Source organism: Citrobacter sp. B72 (assembly GCF_016894305.1).
Classification (GTDB): domain Bacteria; phylum Pseudomonadota; class Gammaproteobacteria; order Enterobacterales; family Enterobacteriaceae; genus Citrobacter; species Citrobacter portucalensis.
In genome coordinates, this window is record NZ_CP069801.1 from 1,818,442 (window position 1) to 1,837,116 (window position 18,675).

General features: G+C 52.1%; 15 protein-coding genes. 6 read left to right on the forward strand and 9 right to left on the reverse strand.

The window, feature by feature from the left end:
• Nucleotides 1–122 precede the first annotated feature (122 nt).
• Nucleotides 123–557 carry a DoxX family protein gene (locus tag JQN59_RS08545; protein ID WP_149607999.1) on the forward strand — a complete coding sequence of 145 codons (435 nt, stop codon included), beginning with the start codon at nucleotides 123–125 and terminating at the stop codon, nucleotides 555–557.
• 74 nt (nucleotides 558–631) lie between these two features.
• Here the strand turns inward: JQN59_RS08545 and JQN59_RS08550 are convergent, their stop codons facing one another.
• From JQN59_RS08550 to aqpZ, 5 genes are all read right to left on the reverse strand, one after another.
• Nucleotides 632–2,245, reverse strand: a complete 1,614-nt coding sequence (locus tag JQN59_RS08550) for an FAD-NAD(P)-binding protein (protein ID WP_048215943.1) — start codon at nucleotides 2,243–2,245, stop codon at nucleotides 632–634.
• 179 nt (nucleotides 2,246–2,424) lie between these two features.
• Nucleotides 2,425–3,393, reverse strand: a complete 969-nt coding sequence (gene hcr, locus JQN59_RS08555; RefSeq protein ID WP_003027256.1) for an NADH oxidoreductase — start codon at nucleotides 3,391–3,393, stop codon at nucleotides 2,425–2,427.
• A gap of 10 nt (nucleotides 3,394–3,403) precedes the next feature.
• Nucleotides 3,404–5,056 carry a hydroxylamine reductase gene (gene hcp / locus JQN59_RS08560; RefSeq protein ID WP_149607998.1) on the reverse strand — a complete coding sequence of 551 codons (1,653 nt, stop codon included), beginning with the start codon at nucleotides 5,054–5,056 and terminating at the stop codon, nucleotides 3,404–3,406.
• Between the two features lie 155 nt (nucleotides 5,057–5,211).
• The gene (locus JQN59_RS08565) at nucleotides 5,212–6,111 is read right to left on the reverse strand and encodes a lysine exporter LysO family protein (protein WP_103014216.1); all 900 of its coding nucleotides are present in this window, start codon (nucleotides 6,109–6,111) and stop codon (nucleotides 5,212–5,214) included.
• 268 nt (nucleotides 6,112–6,379) lie between these two features.
• Nucleotides 6,380–7,075 (reverse strand): aquaporin Z, encoded by a 696-nt coding sequence (gene aqpZ, locus JQN59_RS08570; RefSeq protein WP_003840208.1) that lies wholly within the window; start codon nucleotides 7,073–7,075, stop codon nucleotides 6,380–6,382.
• Between the two features lie 371 nt (nucleotides 7,076–7,446).
• Here aqpZ and JQN59_RS08575 point away from each other — a divergent pair, with 371 nt between their 5' ends.
• The gene (locus tag JQN59_RS08575) at nucleotides 7,447–9,105 is read left to right on the forward strand and encodes an ATP-dependent endonuclease (RefSeq protein WP_003834292.1); all 1,659 of its coding nucleotides are present in this window, start codon (nucleotides 7,447–7,449) and stop codon (nucleotides 9,103–9,105) included.
• On the opposite strand, the gene JQN59_RS08580 is transcribed toward JQN59_RS08575, so the two are convergent.
• Nucleotides 9,102–10,049, reverse strand: a complete 948-nt coding sequence (locus JQN59_RS08580) for a VirK/YbjX family protein (RefSeq protein WP_149607997.1) — start codon at nucleotides 10,047–10,049, stop codon at nucleotides 9,102–9,104. The genes JQN59_RS08575 and JQN59_RS08580 overlap by 4 nt on opposite strands.
• Before the next feature lie 159 nt (nucleotides 10,050–10,208).
• On the opposite strand from JQN59_RS08580, the gene macA reads away from it, so the two are divergent.
• Both macA and macB read left to right on the forward strand, forming a co-directional pair.
• Complete coding sequence (gene macA, locus JQN59_RS08585) at nucleotides 10,209–11,324, forward strand: macrolide transporter subunit MacA (RefSeq protein WP_008785219.1); 1,116 nt, start codon at nucleotides 10,209–10,211, stop codon at nucleotides 11,322–11,324.
• Nucleotides 11,321–13,267, forward strand: a complete 1,947-nt coding sequence (gene macB, locus JQN59_RS08590) for a macrolide ABC transporter ATP-binding protein/permease MacB (protein WP_048215946.1) — start codon at nucleotides 11,321–11,323, stop codon at nucleotides 13,265–13,267. The genes macA and macB overlap by 4 nt, the downstream gene beginning before the upstream one ends.
• A gap of 74 nt (nucleotides 13,268–13,341) precedes the next feature.
• Here the strand turns inward: macB and cspD are convergent, their stop codons facing one another.
• Nucleotides 13,342–13,566 (reverse strand): cold shock-like protein CspD, encoded by a 225-nt coding sequence (gene cspD / locus JQN59_RS08595; RefSeq protein WP_003834283.1) that lies wholly within the window; start codon nucleotides 13,564–13,566, stop codon nucleotides 13,342–13,344.
• 323 nt (nucleotides 13,567–13,889) lie between these two features.
• On the opposite strand from cspD, the gene clpS reads away from it, so the two are divergent.
• Both clpS and clpA read left to right on the forward strand, forming a co-directional pair.
• The gene (gene clpS, locus JQN59_RS08600) at nucleotides 13,890–14,210 is read left to right on the forward strand and encodes an ATP-dependent Clp protease adapter ClpS (protein WP_003036810.1); all 321 of its coding nucleotides are present in this window, start codon (nucleotides 13,890–13,892) and stop codon (nucleotides 14,208–14,210) included.
• Between the two features lie 30 nt (nucleotides 14,211–14,240).
• A complete protein-coding gene (gene clpA, locus JQN59_RS08605) occupies nucleotides 14,241–16,517 on the forward strand; it encodes an ATP-dependent Clp protease ATP-binding subunit ClpA (RefSeq protein ID WP_003036804.1) in 2,277 nt (758 codons plus the stop codon).
• A 268-nt stretch (nucleotides 16,518–16,785) separates the two neighbouring features.
• On the opposite strand, the gene trhP is transcribed toward clpA, so the two are convergent.
• Nucleotides 16,786–18,147 (reverse strand): prephenate-dependent tRNA uridine(34) hydroxylase TrhP, encoded by a 1,362-nt coding sequence (gene trhP, locus JQN59_RS08610; protein WP_043016896.1) that lies wholly within the window; start codon nucleotides 18,145–18,147, stop codon nucleotides 16,786–16,788.
• A gap of 159 nt (nucleotides 18,148–18,306) precedes the next feature.
• Entirely contained in the window at nucleotides 18,307–18,639 is a 333-nt protein-coding gene (locus JQN59_RS08615) for a YegP family protein (protein ID WP_149607996.1), read from the reverse strand.
• Nucleotides 18,640–18,675: the final 36 nt, after the last annotated feature.

Sequence of the window (18,675 nt, forward strand, 5' to 3'; positions counted from 1 at the left end):
TTACAAGTTTAGATGAAGATAATAGTTATGCTTCTCATTTCCCCCTTATTTCCGGCAGGTTTCATTTAACCTGTATTAAGCGTAGTTTGTTTTGGATATGGTGAAACAAGGAATAAATTCAAATGGTTATAAAACTATTAAATTCAGTTAACCGAGTACTGACCCACGAAGATTTTGGCAAGTTATTGTTACGCTTTGCCGTAGGTGGGCTGATGCTGTTTCATGGGCTGCATAAACTCTTTGCGGGTATTGATGGCATCAGCGGTATGTTGATAGCGAAAGGTTTACCAGGCTTTATTGCGTATGGCGTTCTGTTGGGAGAGGTCGTGGCACCGTGCCTGATTATTCTTGGCATCCTGACGCGTCCGGCGGCGTTGGGGCTGGCGTTTACGATGGTTGTGGCGTGGCTGATGGTCGGGATGGGTGAAACCTGGACACTGGATAAAACCGGTGCATGGGCGATTGAAAGTCTGGTTTATTTCTTTATCGGCGCGCTGGCCGTGGCGTTTTTGGGGGCGGGGCGTTACTCCGTTGCCGGGAATTCTGCCTGGCGATAGTTACCATCTGAGAGTCAATACCGAGGCGGGAAAGCGTAGCATTGCTCCGCCTCGTCGTTCAATTTGTCGCTAATCTATATGTCGTCACTGTTCCATAGTTTGTGCCGACGTCTCAGCGCTCGCTGCGTCAATGCCCTTGCCATCGCGGCGCCTATTTCAGCGCTGACCACCAGTCCCTGAATAAACGGACGATCGTGCATTAACCACGGCAGCCCGCCAAAAGCGATGCGATTGCGGGCGTTTTCCGGCGCTTGCAGCGTGTAATCTTCGCCGATATCCGGGATCTCATCGCCACAGGCCAGCAGTTGATCGCGTAGCGTTGGGAACGGGATATCTTTGCTCTGCAATGCCCGTTGTCCTCGGGCGTCAATAAACACATCAAATTCGCTGCGCTGACCGTGGTGGGAAATTACCGTCATTTCCTGTTCATTCATGCGCTCATAATCTGTGCCAAGCGCGAGGATCTCAATCAGCCCAGCTTCGTGCAGCGCCAGCAGTCGGCGAACTGACTCTGACGGGATTGCCGCATAGTTATCAATAAATACCCGCGCCAGTCCGCGCTTGAAACGTTTTTCGTCGCGGGCATCAAGATGAGGGACTATCTCCTCGATAACCTCGTGCAGGCGCAGCAAGGTATAGCGCCAGGCGACGGTATGTTGTTTCTGCTTGTTGCGCTCAACTTCTACCAGGTTACGTCTCGCCCAGTCAAAAGGGTCATGCCTGAGCCTGTCGGCGAAATAGACTTCGGGGAACGTGTCGGCGTTAAGCGTCGCAAGCGCCACCTGTTGGCACCAGCCTGGCGCTGCGTCTTGCAGTTGTTGCGCCATAAGCTGAAAGATGCGGTCCAGTAATCCGTTTTGTCCATGGGCAATGGCATCTTCAATTGCTTCTGGCGTCGCGATATTCAGCGATTCATACGGAAGGGGGCAGTAAAAATCCGCTTCAGGCAGTACCCCGCTGCGCGACATCAGGGTCAGTTTCAGGTTTTGACTGTCGGATTTAGGTGTGAATTGCAGTGAATGGTCGGTATTGGTAGTGAAGGTGCCATGCTGACTGGCCACAGCCATCGCTGCGTCGATAGCACTTAACGAGGTGCCCAGAATCCCTACCCGGCAAGCACCAATCTGCGCGTCCATCAGACCGGTCCACGGACTGGGGAAAAATTTGCGTTCCTGAGCATCCGTTTCAGGCCACAGATGACCAGTGGCGATAGCGGCGAAATCCACCTCAACGGGCTGTGACGCGTGGTTGATCCACAAAGAAACCCCATTCGGGTCTGCTCGCAGGTCGGTGACTTCGCTTGATTCATGTACGCGAATCGTGAAACCGGCTTGTTGCGCTTTCTCGACAATGGCTAAAAAACGATCGCGATAATAGTCGCCGAGGATCACGCGGGGCAAAAATTGCCGCTCATGCAAAGACGCGCGTTCAATCTGAAACTGGGCCAGATAGTCATCACTTTGATTCTGAAGCCACGTCAGATAACTGATATAGATCGGTGGGATCTCAATGCTGGCTATATTTGCCAGCATGTGGTCTGCGTTGTTGTCGCTATTGTAAGGCATGCCAACGCCCGCCTCTTCAGCTTGCTCGTAAAGCTCTATTTCCAGCGGTTCACCGCGCTCAACCAGGGCATGAAACGTATAAATCCCGGTGGGACCGACGCCGACAATGGCCACTTTTTTCATGGGGATCCTTGTAGAAAGTTCGACGTGCTAGTCGGGTATTATGTTTAATCTGCGCAGGGTAAGTGTGGTCGATAATTTGCGGGGAGAGTGAAAACATCAGAATTTTGCAACGCCTGACAGCATAAAAAAAGGCCACCCGGTACAGCCAGGCGGCCTTTTGCACATCAGATCCCGGCCAATTACGCCAGCACTAAATCACCCTGCGGATGACAGGAACAAGCCAGCACATAACCTTCAGCGATTTCTGCGTCGGTCAGCGTCATAGTGCTGCTGACCGTGTAGTTACCGTCAACCACTTTGGTTTTGCAGCAGCCGCAAACACCTGCACGGCATGCGGCGACAACCGGAACCTTGTTGCTTTCCAGCGCTTCCAGCAGCGTACTGCCCACTGGCGCGTAGAACTCTTTCGCCGGCTGTAGCTTGGTAAACTTCAGGCCACTGGTGGCGGCTTCGGCAACAGGTGTGAAGAACTGCTCTTTAAAGAAGCGCGTCACACCCAGCGCTTTGACTTCTTTCTCGACCAGATCCATATACGGTGCCGGGCCACAGGTCATCACGGTACGCGAGGTCAGATCCGGTACGCTTTTCAGCAGTTCGGTCGTCAGTCGGCCGGAAACAAAACCTTCTGTGGCATTGTTTTCAGCAACTAATGTCACCGGATATTCGCGCCACTCGTCCGCAAAAATGACATCTTGCGGCGAGCGAACGTTAAAGATTACCTGTACATCCGCTTGTGGGCGGTACTTTGCCAACCAGCGACGCATTGACATGATTGGCGTAACACCACAGCCGGCGGCCAGCATCAGGAACTTGTCTTCCGCTTTATCTTCACAGGTGAACTCACCCATTGCATCCGACAGCCAGATATAGTCGCCGCGCTTCACGTCGCGGGTTAGCCACTGTGAACCTGCGCCATCGTCAATCCGGCGGATGGTCAACGTGATGTACTCGCTAACGCCCGGCGTTGAAGAAATGGTGTAAGCACGCAGTGTATCCGCTGAATTACGTACGCTGACCAGTGCATATTGCCCGGCGCGGTAAGGATAATAATCGTGGCACAGCAACGAAATTGTCCATACATCCGGCGTTTCCTGATGGATGTGGTGAACCTGCATCCGCCATGGGCACTGATGAGTTGGCATTGTCATTCTTTACTCCTTACGCGTTCAGCAGTTGCTTCATGTCTTCTTCAACGGTGGTCACGGAACGCAGACCAAATTTCTCGTTGAGAACTGCCAGCAGATCCGGTGTGAAGAAACCAGGTGCAGTCGGGCCAGTGACGATGTTTTTCACGCCCAGAGACAGCAGGGTCAGCAGAATAACAATCGCTTTCTGTTCGAACCAGGAGAGCACCAGAGACAGCGGCAGATCGTTCACGCCACAGCCCAGTTTCTCAGCCAGGGTTACCGCCAGGATGATGGCAGAGTAAGCATCGTTACACTGACCAGCATCCACCAGACGCGGCAGACCTTCGATATCGCCGAACTCCAGTTTGTTGAAGCGGTATTTACCGCAAGCAAGGGTCAGGATCAGGCAGTCATCCGGCACGCTGGTGGCGAAGTCGGTGAAGTAGTTACGTTCACCACGTGCACCGTCACAACCGCCAACCAGGAAGATGTGACGCAGTTTTTCGCGGCTCACCAGGTCGATCAGGGTATCAGCAGCGCCCAGCAGGGTCTGACGACCGAAACCTACGGTGATCAGGTGCGGGATTTCGCTGTACGGGAAGCCAGCCATCTGCTGTGCCTGAGCGATAACCGGACCGAAGTTGTCGCCTTCGAGGTGGCTCACACCCGGCCAACCGACGATGCTACGGGTCCAGATACGGTCGTCGTACGCGCCAACGGTCGGGTCGATGATGCAGTTAGAGGTCATGACGATCGGACCTGGGAAGCGGGCAAACTCTACCTGCTGGTTCTGCCAGCCGCTGCCGTAGTTGCCGATCAGGTGCTTGAACTTACGCAGTTCCGGGTAGCCGTGCGCCGGCAGCATTTCACCGTGGGTATAAACGTTAACACCGGTACCTTCGGTCTGCTCCAGCAGGTTGTACAGATCTTTCAGGTCGTGACCGGAGATCAGGATGCACTTACCTTCGGTTGCTTTTACGTTGACCTGAGTCGGGGTCGGGTGGCCGTATTTGGTGGTTTCACCGGCGTCCAGAATGCTCATCACTTTGAAGTTCATCTGGCCGATTTCCATTGAACACTCCAGCAGAGCGTTCATATCGGCAGGCCAGGTACCCAGCCACGCCATGATTTTGTGGTACTGAGCGTAGATTTCGTTGTCGTACTGACCGAGAACGTGCGCGTGCTCCATGTAAGCTGCCGCACCTTTCAGGCCGTACAGACACAGCAGACGCAGGCCGAGAATGTTCTCGCCGATGGCTGCTTTGTCTTTGTTCGGGGTAAATTCAGCGGCCTGACGTTGCAGGTCGCCCAGATCGTCGCTGACCAGTTGCAGATCGGCCATCGGGTTGGTGACCGCTGCGTTCGCGTCGATGTTCAGGCATTGCGCTTTTAGGGCGTCGCGCATGGCGATAGCTTCACGGGCATAGCCAACAATACGCGGGGAATCGAAGTTAACGTTAGTCAGCGTGGAGAAGAATGCACGCGGCGCAAAGTTATCAACCTCATGGTCGATAATGCCGTATTCACGTGCTTTAACAGCCCATGCAGACAGACCTTGTAGGGAAGCAATCAGCAGATCCTGCAAATCGGAGGTTTCAGCCGTTTTACCGCACATACCCTGCGCGTAAGAGCAGCCGTTTCCTGCCGGAGTACGGATGGTTTGTTCACATTGCACACAAAACATGGTCACACCTTTTAAAGTTATATTTGATATACATGTTTAAGGTTATGCCTGTGCGCGAAGGGATAAAAGGGATTTCTGCTACTACTTGCAGGGAGATTGATTTAGCGCAATTTTGGCGGTAGCTGACTACCGCCAGAGAGGTATTTGTCCCGGCGTCAGGCGGAGAAAAACGCCATCAGCAGAGGTACTAACAGACTCAGAATAAAGCCGTGGACGATGGCTGCCGGGACCATTTCCAGACCGCCGCTGCGTTGTAAAACGGGCAGGGTGAAATCCATTGATGTCGCGCCGCATAATCCCAGCGCGGTAGAGCGGCTGCGGCCCACCATTCCTGGAATCAACATAATGGCGATCAGCTCACGGGCCAGGTCGTTAAAGAAGGCGGCACTACCAATTACGGGCCCGAACGATTCGGTTAACAGAATACCGGACAGGGAATACCAGCCAAAACCTGATGCCATCGCCAGCGCGGTTTTCAGCGGTAGACCGAGGATCAAGGAATTGATAACCCCCGCCAGCATCGAACTGGCGACGACGACGACGGCCACGATCATCCCCCGACGGTTCAACACAATTTGCTTTAAGGTCATGCCGCTGTTGCGCAGTTGAATCCCCACCAGGAACAGTAAAAAGATTAACGTATATTCGCTGGCTTCGGTGGCATGCTGCAGAATGGGAAGCCCAGTGAGGCCGAGCAGGAAGCCGATGACGACGACGCCGCAAAGCTGAAGCGACTCAAGCGCCATTGCAATTCGCGAGGGGAGCTTTTCTTGCTTGTGGTTGTGTCTCCAGGGCAGCGAACGCTCCAGCCAGAACAGCGCCGCAATATTACACAGTATAATGACCGTCACGCTGACCGCAGAATAATGAAGAATGGCTAACAGGTTGCTAGCGAGATTATCCAGAAACGCCAGGCTAATACCCATAAAAAAGAGAATAAGGTAGACGATCCAGCTTAACAGGCGATTGATAAGTTGTAATGCAGCCCTGTGCCGGAGCGGAATAAGGTAGCCCACAATAAGGGGAACCAGAATGATTAACAGCCCTGAAAACATGAAAATCAGATCCTTGCTGAGAAGTAAGACGAAATGCGTCACTATAACCTAAATAATTCAAGTTGCAGGAAGGCGGCAAGGGAGTGAATCCCCGGGAGCGTACATAAGTACGTGACTGGGGGGAGCGAGCGCAGTCAACACATCTGCAACTTGAAGTATAACGGGTATACACACTACTCAATGCAAAGAGGGGAGTAAAGTTGCAAATAAAAGGAAATATAGAGAGGAAAAAAAAGACCTGACTTTCGCCAGGCCTTTTTGTTAGCGATTAATCGCGTTTTTCCAGCAGGGTGCGGTAAATAAGACCGCCGAGAACCCCACCGATAATCGGCATGACCCAGAAGAACCACAATTGTTGCAATGCCCAGCCGCCCTGGAAAATGGCTACTGCGGTACTACGTGCCGGGTTCACGGAGGTGTTGGTGACCGGAATACTGATCAAGTGAATCAGTGTTAACGCCAGACCAATTGCGATAGGTGCAAAACCTGCCGGAGCATGTTTATCGGTCGCGCCGTGGATCACTAATAAGAAACCTGCGGTCAGAATAATTTCAATGACGACGGCAGAAAGCATGGAATAACCGCCTGGTGAATGTTCACCAAAGCCGTTCGAAGCAAAACCACTGGCCGTTGCATCAAAACCTGCTTTACCGCTGGCAATAAGATACAGTGCCGCAGCTGCAACAATACCGCCTACAACCTGAGCAATAACGTAACCAATAACATCTTTTGCCGGGAAACGACCGCCAGCCCATAAACCGAAGGTTACCGCCGGGTTAAAATGCCCACCTGAAATATGACCCACAGCGAATGCCATGGTTAATACTGTCAGGCCGAATGCCAGCGCGACACCGGCAAATCCAATTCCCAATTCCGGGAATGCGGCTGCCAGCACTGCACTACCGCACCCACCAAAAACGAGCCAAAACGTACCGAAGAATTCAGCTGCTAATTTCCTGAACATAACCACCTCAATTAAAAGTTCCGGGTTCGTGTTCCTTGCCCGGTAATTCATCGCTAAAAGGGACGATGATGGAAGAGCGGGTATTTTAGAAAAAAATATCATCCCTTCGCCAGTTAAATTGATGAAAAAATTTGATTTAAGGCAATATGTTGCGATTCCTTTTTGAATCTTGGGTGAATGAAGCATAGTTCAATTAGCGAAAGGACGATGATTAAGTTCTGAAATTATATTCAGGAGAAAACATAAGAAGAATATTCTTATTTTTTTTGCTTTTGCGATTCACACCAGATTGATATCGGGTGTCCTGAGCGCCCGCTTGCCGTTATACTCCTGATAACTTGAAGGAAAAAGTTAGCATTTCCGGAGGCTATATGATTCTCGAACGCGTTGAGATTGTTGGATTTCGCGGTATTAACCGTCTGTCGTTGATGCTGGAGCAGAGCAACGTGCTGATTGGGGAGAACGCGTGGGGTAAATCCAGTCTGCTGGATGCCTTGACCCTGCTGCTGTCGCCGGAGTCAGACTTGTATCATTTTGTCCGCGAGGATTTCTGGTTCCCGCCGGGTGATATACAGGGCAGGGAACACCACCTGCACATTATCCTGACGTTTCGTGAATCCCAGCCGGGTCGTCACCGGGTGCGTCGCTATCGTCCTCTGGAAGCCAGTTGGACGCCTTGCCAGGATGGCTATCACCGCATTTTTTATCGCCTGGAAGGCGAGTGTGCGGATGACGGTAGCGTTCTGACCTTACGCAGTTTTCTTGATGGCGACGGCCATCCATTACCTCTCGATGACATTAACGATCAGGCGCGCCACCTTGTGCGTCTGATGCCGGTACTGCGTCTGCGCGACGCGCGATTTATGCGACGGATCCGCAACGGTACCGTGCCGGACTCGGCGGATGTCGAAGTCACCGCCCGCCAACTGGATTTTCTGGCGCGTGAGCTGGCTACCCGGCCGCAAAACCTGACCGACGGGCAGATCCGCCAGGGGTTATCGGCCATGGTTCAGTTGTTGGAGCACTATTTTTCCGAGCAGGGGGCTGGCCAGTCCCGCTACCGTCTGATGCGCCGTCGCTCCAATAACGAACAACGGAGCTGGCGCTATCTGGACATTATTAACCGCATGATTGATAAACCCGGCGGACGTACGCACCGGGTTATTCTGTTGGGCCTGTTTTCGACCTTGTTGCAGGCCAAAGGCACGCTAAGGCTGGATAAAGACGCCCGACCTTTACTGCTGGTGGAAGATCCGGAAACGCGTTTACATCCCATCATGCTGTCGGTGGCCTGGCACTTGTTGAATTTACTGCCTCTGCAGCGAGTGGCGACCACCAACTCTGGTGAGCTGCTGTCCCTTACGCCTGTTGAGCATGTTGTTCGTCTGGTACGTGAATCATCCCGCGTCGCTGCCTGGCGGCTGGGGCCGGGTGGGATCAGTGCAGAAGATGGTCGGCGAATCGCATTTCATATTCGTTTTAATCGTGCGTCATCGTTGTTTGCCCGCTGCTGGCTGCTGGTGGAAGGTGAAACGGAAACATGGGTTATTAACGAACTGGCCCGCCAGTGCGGACACCACTTTGATGCAGAAGGGATTAAAGTCATTGAATTTGCCCAGTCCGGTCTTAAGCCGCTGGTTAAATTCGCCCGCCGGATGGGGATAGAGTGGCATGTGCTGGTCGATGGCGATGAAGCCGGGAAAAAGTACGCGGCCACGGTACGTAGCTTATTGAATGACGACAGAGAGGAAGAGCGTGAGCATTTGACCATGCTCCCCGCGCTGGATATGGAACACTTTATGTATCGCCAGGGGTTTGCTGACGTCTTTCACCGGGTGGCGCAAATCCCGGAGAATGTGCCTATGAATATGCGCAAAATTATCTCCAAGGCGATACATCGTTCGTCAAAACCGGATTTGGCCATTGAGGTGGCGATGGAAGCCGGGCGGCGGGGCGTTGATGCGGTGCCAACGCTGCTGCGAAAAATGTTTTCCCGCGTGCTGTGGCTGGCACGCGGCAGAGCGGATTAGTGGCGAAACATCGACGACAGCTGCGAATGGATGCTGTCCAGTAGCTGATAGCGGCGGCGGTATTCTGCGCGTTTTTTGCTGGCAATATCCGCCTCGCTTTTTCGCGCCAGCGTGCGTGGAATATGATAGTACCCGTTGCTGTCGCACTCACCGCCAACCGACTCCCAAAAAGCGTTGTAGTCAGAATGGATCACCTTGTTTTTATCGTGGTAGCGTTGACTGCGAAAGATATGCTGTTCATTACTTACAGCCATAACTTTTTCAATATTCAACTGTTCGGCTAAACGGCAAATGGTTTCCATCACAATACGTTTTGGGAAAATTCCATGGCAGGACTTCGTTGCTTTTTGGATTGCTTCGTGTGGTAGTTGCGCATTGCCCTGCACACCGCCAATAAATAATGTACTTTTCCCATTATATTCGCAGAACGTAAACGTCATTTTGGTTAGCACGTCTCCGTGACCATTGCGCACCTGAATGGTGGCTTCACCCTCTTTATCCAGTACCGGAAACATCATCATGGTGATGGTAAATATATCGCCGTCTTTACCTTCGGTTTGCGCCAGATGTAAGCCGTCATTGCTTAATAAGGCGTTAAATTCAGCGGGTAAGAATGCGTGGCGGATAAAATGGTAATGAAAACGCACCGCATCTAAACGCATTTTGCGGGAGAAGTTTGCTGCAAGATAAGGACGGTGCAAACGAACCGGCAGTCGGGGTTGACGGGCGAGCAGGGGGCCAAGATCCGGCCATTGGGCCAGTTCAGTCATCCATTCCTGAGTGAGACGGGGTATCAATAATGAACGCCAGATAAATTTACGACGAAAGCTCCGTTTATCCCAGCAATGTGCGGGCCGTAAATGACCGCTGCTCAGGCTGAAAAAAAGGCCAAAACGCGTGACTGGTTTGGTGGAAAGAAAAGTGCTTTCAGTTAGTTGACTCATAATATAAATCCGATTGATACCCTTGTACTAATTTCAGCACAGCGGATCTTAACCATTCATCAATAACTCTGTTATTCTTGCGCTTTTCAACGGCGATTTATTTAACGTTGATGATTAGCACTCCACTCTGGTGGACGTATTGGGGGTATTGGGACATTTATGAAGCTCAAGGGAAAAATCAAAAAACGCTATTTTCTGTTCGCCGTCATCCTTATTGTGGCGGTAATTGCACTTTGGCGAACGCTTAATGCGCCTTTACCTCAGTATCAAACATTAATTGTTCGACCTGGCGATCTGCAACAAAGCGTGCTGGCGACCGGTAAGCTGGATGCGCTGCGTAAAGTTGACGTCGGGGCACAGGTCAGCGGGCAGTTAAAAACGCTGTCGGTTGCGATTGGCGATAAAGTGAAAAAAGATCAGTTGCTCGGTGTTATCGATCCTGAACAGGCGCAAAACCAAATCAAAGAGGTTGAAGCGACGCTGATGGAATTGCGCGCCCAGCGTTTACAAGCCGAAGCTGAGTGGAAGCTGGCGCGGGTCACTCTCTCCCGCCAACAACAGCTGGCGAAAACTCAGGCCGTTTCACAGCAGGATCTCGACACGGCGGCCACCGAAATGGCGGTCAAACAGGCGCAAATTGGCACAATTGACGCGCAAATTAAGCGTAATCAGGCCTCTCTCGATACGGCAAAAACCAACCTTGATTACACCCGCATCGTTGCGCCAATGGCTGGCGAAGTAACGCAAATTACTACCCTGCAAGGGCAAACCGTTATTGCCGCCCAGCAGGCCCCTAATATTCTGACGCTGGCGGATATGAGCACCATGCTGGTAAAAGCGCAGGTTTCTGAGGCTGATGTAATTCACCTGCATCCTGGGCAAAAGGCCTGGTTTACCGTGCTGGGCGATCCGCAAACACGCTATGAAGGTAAGCTCAAAGATGTTCTTCCGACGCCAGAGAAAGTGAATGATGCGATTTTCTACTATGCCCGCTTCGAAGTTCCCAACCCGAAAGGGATCCTGCGTCTGGATATGACCGCGCAGGTCCATATCCAGCTCACTGATGTCAAAAATGTCCTGACCATCCCGCTGTCGGCGCTGGGCGATCCTATTGGCAACAACCGCTATAACGTCAGACTACTGCGTAACGGCGAAACCCGCGAACGTGAAGTGGTTATCGGCGCGCGTAATGACACCGATGTGGAGATCGTGAAAGGGCTGGAAGAGGGGGATGAAGTCATTACCGGTGAGGGCAACGCTGGAGCTGCAAAATGACAGCATTGCTTGAGCTGAGCCATATCCGCCGCAGCTATCCGTCAGGTGAAGGCCAGGTTGAGGTATTGAAGGACGTATCCTTGAGCATTCAGGCCGGGGAAATGGTGGCGATTGTCGGGGCGTCGGGTTCGGGTAAATCGACGCTGATGAACATTCTCGGCTGTCTGGATAAGCCAACCAGCGGTACGTATCGCGTTGCCGGACGCGATGTCTCTACGCTGGATAGTGATGCGCTAGCGCAACTGCGTCGTGAGCATTTTGGTTTTATCTTCCAGCGCTATCACCTGTTGTCGCATTTAACCGCCGCACAAAACGTTGAGGTACCTGCGGTCTACGCGGGCACTGAACGTAAGCAGCGCCTGGCGCGTGCGCAGGAATTACTCCAGCGGCTGGGGTTGGGTGACCGGGTTGACTATCAACCTTCCCAGCTTTCCGGTGGTCAGCAGCAGCGGGTCAGTATCGCGCGTGCGCTGATGAACGGAGGGCAGGTTATTCTTGCCGACGAACCCACCGGTGCACTGGATAGCCATTCCGGCGAAGAGGTGATGGCGATTTTGCATCAGCTGCGCGATCGCGGGCATACGGTAATTATCGTTACTCACGACAGCCAGGTCGCCGCGCAGGCCGAACGGGTCATTGAAATTCGTGACGGTGAGATTGTGCGCAATCCACCGCCACAGAAACCCTCTGGCGGACGCGATATTGCGGAGCCAACGGTGAAAACGGCATCCGGCTGGAGCCAGTTTGTCAGCGGTTTTCGTGAAGCGCTTACCATGGCCTGGCTGGCAATGGCCGCGAATAAAATGCGAACGCTACTGACCATGCTTGGGATCATTATCGGTATTGCTTCGGTGGTGTCGATCGTGGTGGTAGGCGATGCGGCTAAACAACTGGTACTGGCAGATATTCGCGCTATAGGTACTAACACCATTGATATCTATCCAGGCAAAGACTTCGGCGACGACGATCCGCAATATCAACAGGCGTTGAAGTATGACGATTTGACGGCGCTACAGAAGCAGCCCTGGGTCAGTTCAGTAACGCCTGCGGTGTCGAAGAACCTGCGGTTACGCTATGGCAATATCGACGTTGCTGCCAGTGCTAATGGCGTTAGCGGCGACTATTTCAACGTCTATGGCATGACATTTAGCGAAGGGACCACCTTTAACGCCGAGCAACTGGCGGGGCGCGCTCAGGTGGTGGTGCTCGACAGCAATACCCGTCGTCAGTTGTTCCCCAATAAAGCGAAAGTTGTTGGCGAAGTCGTGCTGGTGGGGAATATGCCTGCCACGGTGATTGGTGTTGCAGAAGAGAAACAGTCGATGTTTGGCAGTAGCAAGATCCTGCGGGTCTGGCTGCCTTACAGCACTATGTCCGGGCGCATTATGGGACAGTCGTGGCTGAACTCGATCACCGTGCGGGTGAAGGATGGTTTTGACAGTGCCCAGGCCGAACAGCAACTGACCCGACTGTTGACGTTGCGCCACGGTAAGAAGGATTTCTTCACCTGGAATATGGACGGCATCTTGAAAACCGCCGAAAAGACCACACGTACATTACAACTCTTCCTGACGCTGGTGGCGGTGATTTCGCTGGTGGTCGGTGGGATTGGCGTGATGAATATTATGCTGGTTTCAGTAACCGAACGAACGCGTGAGATTGGTATTCGTATGGCGGTTGGCGCTCGCGCCAGTGACGTGCTGCAACAGTTCTTAATTGAAGCGGTGTTAGTGTGTCTGGTTGGCGGCGCGTTGGGCATTAGCCTGTCGATGCTGATCGCTTTTACGCTACAGCTATTTCTGCCGGGCTGGGAAATTGGATTCTCACCCGTCGCGCTGTTGACGGCGTTCCTGTGTTCGACTGCAACCGGTGTGTTGTTTGGCTGGTTACCGGCGCGGAATGCGGCACGTCTGGATCCAGTAGATGCTCTGGCGCGGGAATAATGCCACAGAGATAAAAATGCCAGCCGCAAGGGCTGGCATTTTGACTGCGGGATGTACACAATGAGACAGAAGAGCTATGCGACAGCTTCTGTTTCAATGACAGGCACGATGACACTGGCATGATTGCCTTTTGGCCCCTGGTGGACATCAAACTGGACAGACTGTCCGGCTTTTAGCGTTCTGTAACCATCCATTTGAATGGTGGAGTAATGGGCGAAAATATCTTCGCCGCCGCCTTCAGGGCAAATGAAACCAAACCCTTTGGCGTTGTTGAACCACTTAACAGTACCCGTTTCCATACTTCGACATCCTTCGTAAATCTTATATAAGTAAGATGGAATGAACCGGTGGCGGAGTGGGGGCTGTTCAAAACCTCGCCAACTCTCGAAACTACAATTTAGAGAAATCAGGCGGGGCGTCAAGCGCCATGCAGACGGAATAGGGTAAAAATGCATCAAAATTTGAAGCAGTTAACGCTATTGTCGGTTATGTGACAGATGTCGCGGATGGCACTAATAGATGATAGTTATCTAATACTTGAGGTAGATTGATTGTGCGCATAGGCTGCTTGTCAGCGGCAAGATTTTCTGCCGGAAACCGTAACTGAAGATGACGACTGACAATGGGTAAGACGAACGACTGGCTGGATTTCGATCTGCTGGCGGAAGACAAATTGCGCGACGCGCTAAAACCGCCATCTATGTATAAAGTGATATTAGTCAATGATGATTACACTCCGATGGAGTTTGTTATTGACGTGTTACAAAAATTCTTTTCTTATGATGTAGAACGTGCAACGCAACTGATGCTTGCAGTTCACTATCAAGGCAAAGCTATCTGCGGCGTGTTTACTGCCGAAGTGGCTGAAACCAAAGTAGCGATGGTGAACAAATATGCGAGGGAGAACGAGCATCCGTTGCTGTGTACGCTGGAAAAAGCCTGAATGCAGGCATAAACATTGGGGGAGGTGCCTATGCTCAATCAAGAACTGGAACTCAGTTTAAACATGGCTTTCGCCAGAGCGCGCGAGCACCGACATGAGTTTATGACCGTCGAGCACTTGTTACTGGCGTTGCTCAGTAACCCATCGGCCCGCGAAGCGCTGGAAGCGTGTTCTGTGGATCTGGTGGCGCTCCGTCAGGAACTCGAAGCCTTCATTGAACAGACCACACCTGTATTGCCTGCCAGTGAGGAAGAACGCGACACGCAGCCAACGTTGAGTTTTCAGCGTGTACTGCAACGCGCGGTCTTTCATGTTCAGTCCTCCGGGCGCAATGAAGTTACCGGCGCAAATGTGCTGGTCGCTATCTTCAGCGAGCAGGAATCTCAGGCGGCTTATCTGCTGCGTAAGCATGAAGTAAGTCGTCTTGATGTGGTGAATTTTATTTCTCATGGCACGCGCAAAGACGAACCCAGTCAGTCTTCTGACTCTGGGAATCAGCCAAATAACGAAGAGCAAGCTGGCGGGGAGGACCGTATGGAGAACTTCACGACTAACCTTAACCAGCTTGCCCGAGTGGGCGGAATTGATCCGCTCATTGGCCGGGACAAAGAGCTGGAGCGCGCCATTCAGGTACTGTGCCGTCGCAGAAAAAACAACCCGCTGCTGGTGGGAGAGTCTGGTGTCGGTAAAACCGCCATTGCTGAAGGGCTCGCCTGGCGTATCGTCCAGGGTGATGTGCCTGAAATCATGGCTGATTGCACCCTTTACTCCCTGGATATCGGCTCGCTGTTGGCTGGCACCAAATATCGCGGTGATTTTGAGAAACGCTTTAAGGCGCTGCTGAAACAGCTGGAACAGGATACTAACAGCATTCTGTTTATCGATGAGATCCACACCATTATCGGTGCGGGTGCGGCATCGGGCGGCCAGGTGGATGCGGCTAACCTGATCAAGCCGCTGCTCTCCAGCGGTAAGATCCGTGTGATAGGGTCCACAACCTATCAGGAATTCAGCAATATCTTTGAAAAAGATCGTGCGTTAGCGCGCCGTTTCCAGAAAATCGATGTCACTGAGCCATCGGTAGAAGAGACCGTGCAGATAATCAACGGTCTGAAGCCGAAATACGAAGCGCACCATGACGTCCGCTATACCGCTAAAGCGGTGCGTGCAGCGGTCGAACTGGCGGTGAAATACATTAACGATCGTCATCTGCCGGATAAAGCGATTGACGTGATCGATGAGGCGGGCGCGCGTGCGCGTCTGATGCCGGTCAGCAAGCGCAAGAAAACCGTCAACGTGGCGGATATCGAGTCCGTTGTGGCCCGCATTGCGCGGATCCCGGAGAAGAGCGTTTCGCAGAGCGATCGCGACACGCTGAAAAACCTGGGCAACCGTCTGAAAATGCTGGTATTCGGACAGGATAAAGCCATTGAGGCGCTGACTGAAGCGATCAAAATGAGCCGTGCCGGTCTGGGACACGAGCATAAACCGGTTGGTTCGTTCTTGTTTGCCGGACCAACTGGCGTCGGTAAGACTGAAGTCACGGTGCAGTTGTCCAAAGCACTCGGCATTGAACTACTGCGTTTTGATATGTCCGAGTATATGGAACGCCACACCGTTAGCCGCCTGATTGGTGCGCCTCCGGGGTATGTCGGTTTCGACCAGGGCGGTTTGCTGACCGATGCTGTTATTAAGCATCCGCATGCGGTACTGCTGCTGGATGAAATCGAAAAAGCGCACCCGGATGTCTTTAACCTGCTGCTGCAAGTGATGGATAACGGTACGCTGACCGACAATAACGGGCGCAAAGCGGATTTCCGCAACGTGGTGCTGGTCATGACCACCAACGCTGGTGTGCGTGAAACTGAGCGTAAATCGATTGGGTTGATTCATCAGGACAACAGTACTGATGCAATGGGCGAAATCAAAAAAGTGTTTACGCCGGAATTCCGTAACCGTCTCGACAACATTATCTGGTTTGATCATCTCTCTACCGAGGTGATTCATCAGGTTGTTGATAAGTTTATCGTCGAGCTTCAGGTACAGCTGGATCAGAAAGGTGTCTCTCTGGAAGTGAGTCAGGAAGCACGTGACTGGCTGGCAGAGAAAGGCTACGACCGCGCAATGGGCGCACGTCCAATGACGCGTGTGGTCCAGGATAACCTGAAAAAACCATTGGCTAACGAACTGCTGTTCGGTTCGCTGGTGGATGGTGGCCAGGTGACCGTTGCGCTGGATAAAGAGAAAAATGAGCTGACCTATGGCTTCCAGAGTGCGCAAAAGCACAAGCCAGAAGCAGCACATTAATCTTTAATCACCTAATCAGCCGGGCGCAATGCCCGGTTTTTTTTCGCCTGATAAAAGTGATTTGAATTGGGATATTCAGGGAGTTTAAACGGCAGGCAAAAAATAAGCCTGCGTAAGGGAGATTACGCAGGCTAAGGAGGTGGTTCCTGGTACAGCTAGCATTTATGGGTTATGTTTTTCAGCGGAGGGGATAATACCCTTAATGAACGAAACGGTATGTGATCGATTTCTAAGAATCTTCCGAACGCTGAAAAATAACCGTAATTAACTACTTAGCATGCGGGTTGCGCGTGGACTCACCGGTAAAATTACGCATCAACAATGCATAATTCAGATCGATATCCTCTGGTACTGGCATCCACACGGTGTAACCATCGCCCGGCGCAACCGGCATGGCTTCGCCTTTCGCGTTTTCCATCTGCTCGAGGGTAAAGTTGATGTTGCCTTGTGGGGTCATCAGCTCCAGGCTGTCGCCGACGGTGAATTTGTTTTTCACCAGTACGGCTGCCAGTTCACCTTTACGTTCGCCGGTAAACTCGCCGACAAACTGCTGACGCTCGGAAACAGAGAAGCCGTATTCGTAGTTCTGATAGTCGTCATGCGTATGGCGGCGCAGGAACCCTTCGGTGTAACCACGATGCGCCAGACCTTCCAGCGTTTCGAGCAGTTGCGGGTCGAACGGTTTACCGGCTGCGGCATCATCAATGGCTTTACGATAGACCTGCGCGGTACGTGCACAGTAATAGTATGACTTGGTGCGGCCTTCGATCTTCAGGGAATGCACGCCCATCTGCGTCAGGCGTTCAACGTGGGCAATGGCACGCAAATCCTTTGAGTTCATGATGTAAGTGCCATGTTCGTCTTCGAACGCGGTCATATACTCACCCGGACGCTGGGCTTCTTCAATCATAAAGACTTTGTCTGTCGGTGCGCCGATACCCAGCGTAGGCTCAACGTTTTGTACCGGGATAGGCTCGTACTTATGCACGATATTGCCCACCACGTCTTCTTTGCCTTCCTGCACGTTGTATTCCCAGCGGCAGGCATTGGTGCAGGTACCCTGGTTAGGGTCACGCTTGTTGATATAGCCAGAAAGCAGGCAACGGCCGGAGTAGGCCATACACAGCGCGCCGTGAACGAAGATCTCAAGCTCCATATCCGGCACCTGGGTGCGGATCTCTTCGATTTCTTCCAGTGACAGCTCGCGGGAGAGGATCACGCGGGTCAGCCCCATCTGCTTCCAGAATTTCACCGTCGCCCAGTTTACGGCGTTAGCCTGTACTGAAAGGTGAATGTCCATGTCAGGGAAGTTTTCGCGCACCAGCATAATCAGTCCAGGGTCTGACATGATCAGTGCATCCGGCCCCATTTCCACCACCGGTTTCAGATCACGAATGAAGGTCTTCAGCTTGGCATTGTGTGGGGCAATGTTAACCACCACATAGAATTTTTTACCCAGTTCATGGGCTTCATTAATGCCGAGTTGCAGGTTTTCGTGGTTGAATTCGTTGTTGCGTACGCGCAGTGAGTAACGCGGTTGGCCCGCATATACTGCGTCTGCGCCATAGGCGAAAGCGTAACGCATATTTTTCAGCGTTCCCGCCGGGGAAAGGAGTTCCGGTTTAAACATAATTATCTCGTTCTGATGACAGGTCAGACTCGCCTCACTCAATGAGGCGGTTAGGGGAGTGCCCCCATATTAAGGGCGGGCATTGTAGCGCTGCGAGGAAGTCAGGTAAAGAAAAACGCCGGGCGACAGCGTTGTGTTACCCGGCTGGGCGAGTAATTATCAGGTCTTATCTTTTATCGTCTGACTGATACCATTGGTCTTAACTGAAGCAATACCGGTCTCGCGTGACTGTTCATTCGCATACAGTTGACTGCTACCAATAATCTGGTGGTTTGCAGCTTTCAGGTTGAAATGTAATTTGCCATTAGACGCTGTTTTTTTCTCATAACGCTCATCCAGAGGGCTGTTAGCCTGGACAGATGCGATCCCTTTTTCTGCAGCACCTTTTGTAGTGTAAAGCTCACTGGTAAGGATTATTTCCCCGTTCCCAGCTTTAAGAACAAAGCGGTACTGATCATCGCTACTCTTACTTAATTCAAACCAACCAGCCATATGAACTCCTTGATTAAAAGTTTTATATCAAACAGT